Below are 6,861 nucleotides of genomic sequence, written 5' to 3' on the forward strand. Positions count from 1 at the left end.
ACATGGCGCGCCTTGAAACAGCAGTGCTGACCGCATCAGAGATCTACGCACGCAATCACCAGGCGCAAAGCGCGCGGGTCGAGACGCTGCGCGCGCGGATTGCCGAGGCCACCTCGGGCGGGCGCCTCGACATGGTCGAGCGCCACCGCAAGCGCGGCAAGCTGCTGGTCCGCGAGAGGATCGACTTGCTGGCGGATCCGGGCACGGCGTTTCTGGAACTGTCGTCGCTCGCGGCCTACGGGCAATACGGCGGCGAGGTGCCCGGTGCGGGGATCGTGACCGGCATCGGCATCGTCCACGGCCTACCCTGCATGATCATAGCCAATGATGCGACGGTCAAGGGCGGATCATTTTACCACGAGACGGTGCAAAAGCACATCCGCGCCCAGGAAATCGCGGCGGAAACCCGGCTGCCTTGCCTTTATCTGGTGGATTGCGGCGGGGCCTATCTGCCCGAGCAGGACCGGGTCTTTCCCGATGCCCGCCATTTCGGCAATTCCTTCTATCGCCAGGCCAACATGTCGGCCAGCGGCTTGCCGCAGATATCGGCCGTGTTCGGCGGCTGCACGGCAGGCGGGGCCTATATTCCCGCGCTGTCGGACGAGGTCATCATGGTGCGCGGCAACGCGCGCATCCATCTGGGCGGGCCCTCTATCGTCAAGGTGGCGATCAACGAAGTGGCCGATGGCGAAACGCTGGGTGGTGCCGAGATGCATTCGCGCGTCTCGGGCGTGTCCGACCATCTGGCCGAGGACGAATACCATGCGCTGGCGCTGATGCGCGACATCGTGGCCGAGTTGGGCCAGTCGCGCCCGATGCCGCCCGACGCAGCCCCCGCGCCGCCCGCGCATGATCCGTCAGAATTGCTCGGCATCATCAGCGCCGACCGCAAGCAGCCCTACGACATGCGCGAGGTTCTGCTGCGCATGATCGACGCGGGCGAGTTCCGCGAATTCAAGCCCGGCTGGGGTGAGACGCTGGTTTGCGGCACCGGGCGGATCCACGGCTATCGGGTCGGTATCCTGGCCAACAACGGCGCGCTGATGTCGGACAGTTCGCTGAAGGGTGCGCAGTTCGTCTCGATGTGCGACCAGCGCAATATCCCGCTACTGTTCTTGCACAACATCGCGGGCTTCATGGTCGGGACCGAGGCGGAGCGCGGCGGCATCGCCAAGAACAGCGCCAAGCTGGTCTATGCCATGTCCGTCGCCAAGGTGCCGCGCCTGTCTGTCCTGCTTGGCGGATCCTATGGCGCGGGCAATTACGGCATGTGTGGACGCGGATTTGCACCGAATTTCCTCTTTGCCTGGCCAACGGCGGAGTTGGCCACCATGTCCGCGGACATTGCGACCAACGTGATGCAGGAGCTGCGCCGCCAGAAAGGCGGCGAGCCTGAAAGGATGGAGACCGATCTTGCGCAGATCGAGGCGCAGGTGCGTGCCCAATATGGCGAACAGTCCGATCCGTATTACGCCACTTCGCGGCTCTGGGATGACGGGCTGATCGAGCCCGGGCAGACCCGCGACGTTCTGGGCCTGTGTCTGGCCATTGTCTCGTCGGTGCCCGAGAAAGGGCGCCACACGCCCGTTTTCAGAATGTGAGGCCGATGTCATGACAACAAGTTATGAAACCATCCTTGTCAAAACCGACGCGCGTGGCGTTGCCACGGTAACCCTCAACCGCCCTGACAAGCACAATGCGCTGAACGCCGATCTGATCGCCGAGCTTTTCGACGCGGTCGAGGATCTGGCTTCAGATGACAAGGTGCGCATCGTGATCCTGACCGGTGCCGGCAAAAGCTTTTGCGCTGGAGGGGATTTCAACTGGTTCGCCTCAAACGTCGAAAAATCTCGCGCCGAACGGGTCGAACAAAGCGCCACGCTCGCGCATCTGTTGCGCCGACTGGACACGCTGCAAAAGCCCCTGATCGGGCGGATCAACGGGCCGGCATATGGCGGTGGCGTCGGCATGATTTCGGTCTGCGACTATACCATCGGCGCAGAAGGCGCACGCTATGGCCTGACCGAAGTGAAACTGGGTCTGCTGCCCGCCAATATCTCGCCCTACGTGGTAGCCCGCATCGGCAAGGTGCACGCGCGTGAAACCATGCTGTCGGGCGCGCTCTTTGACAGCGCGCGCGCCGAAAGGATCGGGCTCCTCACCGAGGTCGTCGCCGCCAACGCGTTGGATGCCGCCGTCGAACGGGTGGTGCACGATCACCTTCAGGCAGCACCCGGCGCGGTGGCGGATACCAAGGCGCTGATCGCTTATGTCGCCAGTCACGATCTGGAAACCAACATGATCTACACCGCCGACCGTCTGGCCGATGCCTGGGAAACCGGGGAAGGCATTGAAGGCATCAACAGCTTTCTCAACAAGAGCGTGCCTTCGTGGAGAGTGAAATGAGTTTCACCCGCGTCCTGATCGCCAACCGGGGCGAGATCGCCCGGCGCATCCAGCGTGGGTGCCACAAGCTGGGGCTGGAAACGGTTGCGGTCTTTTCCGAGGCCGACCGCGACGCCCCCTTCGTGGCCGAGGCGGATCACGCTGTCTGTATCGGCCCGGCGGCTGCGTCTGAAAGCTACCTGAACGTCCCGGCCATCCTGGGGGCAGCGCGTGCCACGGGCGCGGGTGCGGTGCATCCCGGTTATGGCTTTCTGTCCGAGAACGCGGATTTCGCGGCAGCGGTCGAGGCCGCAGGGCTAGTCTTTATCGGACCGGAACCCGATGCCATCGCTCAAATGGGGTCCAAGATCGCGGCGAAGGCTGCGGCCGAGGCCGCAGGGGTGCCGGTGCTGCCCGGGTACCGCGGTGCCGATCAATCGGATTCACGCCTGCTGCAAGAGGCGGGCGCGCTTGGGGTGCCATTCCTGGTCAAGGCCAGCGCCGGCGGTGGCGGACGCGGGATGCGTCTCGTCACCGACATGGCCGACGCGCCCAAGGCCATCGCCTCTGCCCGGGCAGAGGCGCAGGGTGCGTTCGGCGATCCGGCGGTATTTTTGGAACGCTATGCGCTCCGCTCCCGCCATGTCGAGGTGCAGGTGCTGGGCGACACGCATGGCAACCTGGTGCATCTCGGCGACCGGGACTGTTCGCTGCAACGCAATCACCAGAAGCTTATCGAAGAGGCCCCCGCGCCGAATCTGCCAGACGATCTGCGCGAGCATATGCGCGCTGCCGCCGTGCGCCTTGCACAGGCGATCGGATACCGCTCTGCCGGAACGGTTGAATACCTATATGACCCCGAGCGCCGCGCCTATTACTTCCTTGAGATGAATACCCGCCTTCAGGTCGAACATCCCGTCACCGAGGCGATCACCGGAATCGACTTGGTCGAATGGCAGTTGCGCATCGCGCGGGGCGAGCGGCTGACTTTCCAGCAACCCGACGTACACTTCGAAGGCCACGCCATCGAAGTGCGCGTTGCCGCCGAAAACCCGGCCGAGAATTACCGCCCCGAAACCGGCAGGATCACGCTGTGGGTGCCGCCTTCGGGCGTGCGGCTGGATACGGGCGTCGGGGAAGGGTCAACTGTCGGCCATCACTACGATTCCATGTTGGCCAAGCTGATCATCCATGCGCCGGACCGGGCGCAGGCCATCCGCAAGAGCGTGGCCGCAATCGACGGCTTTGCAGTGGGCGGGTTGGGGCTGAACCTGGCGTTTCAGCGCGCCTTGTTAATTCATCCCGACTTTGCCGCGATCCGGCATCACACCGCCGGGCTTGGCGAGATGTTTGTGAACGGGTGGGCACACCCCGCACCCGATGCGCAAAGCCGCGCGCTGGCCACACTGGCCCTGCATTTGCATCTGGTCCCGACGGCCGGGAACACCCCTTGGCAAGGTCTAGGTGCGTGGCGTCTGACCGCGCCCGCAGGCCGGCCCGGCGCTGCCTTCTATTGGGCCTTGGGCGACGAAGACCCGACCAGCGCGGCGGGCGATAAAAGGCATCTGACGATCAGATTGCCGGACGGCACCCCTGTTACCGTCGAAGCGCCCGGCCTGACCGCCGACCGCCTGACAGGGCGCGTTGGCGGCGTGCCCTTTACCCGCGCCGCGCACCTGCGCCGCACGAAAAAACACTGGCAGGTGTTTCTGTCAACGCCGGATGGTATGGCCGGGTTTGCCATTGAAACGCTGGAGGACAGACACCTGCAACGCGCTTCGGGAAAGGTCGGCGGGGCAGACTTGCTTGTCGCGCCGATGCCCGGTGCAGTGGTCGAACTGCGGGTCGCGCCCGGCGATCGGGTCGCGGCGGGCGATACACTGGTGGTGCTTGAGGCGATGAAACTGCTGCAAAGCCTGGTCGCCCCGTTTGCGGGCATCGTAGCCGAAATCTACTGCGCCGCCGGCGACACCGTCGCCGGGCAAGCGCCCCTTGTAAAACTCGATCCAGAGGAAACCCAATGACCAAGCATGACATGATTGATGCGGCCACAGGCCCGTTCAGTGAAGACCTGAACATGATCCGCGCGCAGCTGCGCCGCTTCATCGAAACCGAAGTGACGGCCAAGGCCGACGCTTGGGAAAGGGATGGCATGGTGCCGCGTGACGTGCTGCGCCGAATGGGCGATCTGGGCGTGCTGGGCATGCGCTATGACGAGCAATATGGCGGCGCAGGGCTAAATGTGATGTCCAGCGTCGTGCTGGCCGAGGAAGCGGGGCGCTCCACCTTCGGCGGGTTTTCGGCCACGGTTCTGGTCCATACCGACATGGCCTCGCCGCATCTTGAAAACGCCGGTACGCCCGAACAAAAGGCGCGCTGGATGCCGTCGATCACCTCGGGCGAAAAGATTGCCGCAGTGGCCGTGACCGAACCGGGCGCCGGGTCTGACGTGGCGGGGATGCGCACGCGCGCGGTGCGGGACGGATCGGACTGGGTGATCAACGGCACCAAGATGTTCATCACCAACGGCGTGCATGGCGACATCTATTTCGTCGGCGCCAAGACCGACCCGGACGCCAAGGGCTCGCGCGGGATCACCATGTTCACGGTCGAAAAGGGCACGCCGGGGTTCTCTGTCGGCCGGGCGCTGAACAAGACCGGCTGGCTGTGCTCGGACACCGCCGAACTGATCTTCGAGGATGTGCGCATCCCGGCAGAGAACGTGCTGGGGGAGGTGAACCGGGGCTTCTACTCAGTGATGAAGAACTTCCAGAACGAACGGATCGTGCTGGGTGCAATGGCCTGCGCCGAGGCGCAATCCGCACTGGAAATGACTGTGGATTACGTCAAGCAGCGCAAGGCTTTCGGTGGTGTGTTGTGGGACAAGCAGGCAGTGCGCCAGCGATTGGCCGATTGCCAAACCCGGATTGAAGCGGGACGTCAGCTTACCTATCACGCTGCGTCACTAGATGCCGCGGGCCGCGATTGCGTCAAAGAAGTATCGATGGTCAAGGCCTATTGTGGCGAGCTGGTAAACAGCGTGCTTTACGACTGTGTCCAGTTCCATGGCGGTATGGGCTATATGCGGGAAACACCCGTGGAACGCATGTCGCGCGATGCCCGTGTCCAGGCCATCGGCGGCGGTGCCACCGAGGTCATGCTCGAAGAGGTCGCCAAGCGGATGTGAACTCACCATTACAAAAACCATATCAACGACCAACTGACACAAGGACTAACAAAATGAATTTGGAATCTACTCAACGCCAACCACTCGCAAGTCTGTCCCGAGAGTTTGCAACTATACTCATCGGCACCATTCTTCTGACACTCTCCGCGAAAATCGTGGTTCCTTTCTACCCGGTTCCGATGTCGACCCAATCCCTAGCAGTCCTGGGCCTTGGACTTTTTCTGGGTCCAGTTCGCGGTGGACTTGTTGTAGTACTCTACCTTCTGGAAGGCGCGCTTGGCCTTCCGGTTTTCGCTGGCACGCCTCCCGCGCCGGCCGGATTGGTCTATATTGCCGGCCCCACAGGCGGATACTTGATTGGGTTCGCACTCGCAGCGGCTGCCGCTGGATGGATGGTTCAAAAGTTGAGAGGGTTTCAGCCTGCATTCAGAGCAACTGTCGCTGTACTTTTCGGTTCCATGCTTATGTACTGCACAGGGCTCTTCTGGCTGGGCGGCTTTATCGGCTATGGAGAAAAATTGATGAACGCCGGGCTTTACCCGTTCCTGCTTGGAGATCTGGCCAAGGCAGCAATTGCTGTGGTGCTGTATACAGGGTTCCAAAATCGGGGCCGTGTTTGAACGCTGGGCTTCGTTGCTTTGTTCCAGTGCCGGGTTCGACCGGCGCTGAAAACCAGCTTGAGGATTCCGAAACTGTGCAAGAGCAAGAGGCGGAGCTGCATGATACGGATTGTTCGCAATCAATACATGGTCGTAAAGAATGACAAGAAACAACATGTTTTACGGTGAGCCTGACCCTCCTCGTGCGCAGGGCGTAGAGGTGGCCGAGGGAATCCTAAGGATCGTTGCCAACAATCCCGGGAAGATGACCTATCACGGGACGAATAGCTATATCATTGATACTCCTGACGGTCGGTTCATTATCGACCCCGGTCCAGCAGAAGACAGTGCACATTTCGAAGCAATCGTCGAGAATTTGGGAGCCAACCAGCCGGAATTCTCCTGACACATCACCATTCCGATCATTTCGGGGCCGTGCCGGCATTGCGCGAACGTACAGGTTTGCTGGTTTATGTTTCGCGCGCATTTCCTGACGATGCGTTTCAACCTGACGGCTTTTTGAAAGAGGGGCAGGTGATCGCTGGTCTTACTGTCCTGCACACACCTGGTCATGCGAGCGATCACCTCTGCTTCGCGAGGCCGGATGGAGTACTTTTCACAGGCGATCACGTAATGTAAGCGGGTAGCCGAGACCGTTCAGGCTTTGTGATTCCAGGGCATGAGAGCGTC

General features: G+C 62.0%; 7 protein-coding genes. All 7 read left to right on the forward strand.

The window, feature by feature from the left end; all coding sequences use genetic code 11:
* The first annotated feature begins 2 nt into the window (after window positions 1-2).
* The 7 genes from TRIHO_RS10320 to TRIHO_RS24200 all read left to right on the forward strand — a co-directional run bounded on the left by TRIHO_RS10320 (window position 3) and on the right by TRIHO_RS24200 (window position 6,810).
* Entirely contained in the window at window positions 3-1,601 is a 1,599-nt protein-coding gene (locus TRIHO_RS10320) for an acyl-CoA carboxylase subunit beta (protein ID WP_068242820.1), read from the forward strand.
* A gap of 10 nt (window positions 1,602-1,611) precedes the next feature.
* Complete coding sequence (locus tag TRIHO_RS10325) at window positions 1,612-2,406, forward strand: crotonase/enoyl-CoA hydratase family protein (protein ID WP_068242823.1); 795 nt, start codon at window positions 1,612-1,614, stop codon at window positions 2,404-2,406.
* Window positions 2,403-4,409 (forward strand): acetyl/propionyl/methylcrotonyl-CoA carboxylase subunit alpha, encoded by a 2,007-nt coding sequence (locus TRIHO_RS10330; RefSeq protein ID WP_068242826.1) that lies wholly within the window; start codon window positions 2,403-2,405, stop codon window positions 4,407-4,409. The genes TRIHO_RS10325 and TRIHO_RS10330 overlap by 4 nt, the downstream gene beginning before the upstream one ends.
* Entirely contained in the window at window positions 4,406-5,572 is a 1,167-nt protein-coding gene (locus tag TRIHO_RS10335; protein WP_068242829.1) for an acyl-CoA dehydrogenase family protein, read from the forward strand. Before TRIHO_RS10330 ends, TRIHO_RS10335 begins: the two co-directional genes overlap by 4 nt.
* A 53-nt stretch (window positions 5,573-5,625) precedes the next feature.
* Window positions 5,626-6,192: a biotin transporter BioY gene (locus TRIHO_RS10340; RefSeq protein WP_068242831.1), complete on the forward strand. Its 567-nt coding sequence runs from the start codon at window positions 5,626-5,628 to the stop codon at window positions 6,190-6,192.
* Window positions 6,193-6,331: 139 nt separating this feature from the next.
* Window positions 6,332-6,577 carry an MBL fold metallo-hydrolase gene (locus TRIHO_RS24195; protein WP_232367766.1) on the forward strand — a complete coding sequence of 82 codons (246 nt, stop codon included), beginning with the start codon at window positions 6,332-6,334 and terminating at the stop codon, window positions 6,575-6,577.
* Complete coding sequence (locus tag TRIHO_RS24200; RefSeq protein WP_408646186.1) at window positions 6,574-6,810, forward strand: MBL fold metallo-hydrolase; 237 nt, start codon at window positions 6,574-6,576, stop codon at window positions 6,808-6,810. Before TRIHO_RS24195 ends, TRIHO_RS24200 begins: the two co-directional genes overlap by 4 nt.
* The last annotated feature ends 51 nt before the right edge of the window (window positions 6,811-6,861 follow it).

The sequence above is a fragment of the Tritonibacter horizontis genome (assembly GCF_001518015.1).
Lineage (GTDB): Bacteria > Pseudomonadota > Alphaproteobacteria > Rhodobacterales > Rhodobacteraceae > Epibacterium > Epibacterium horizontis.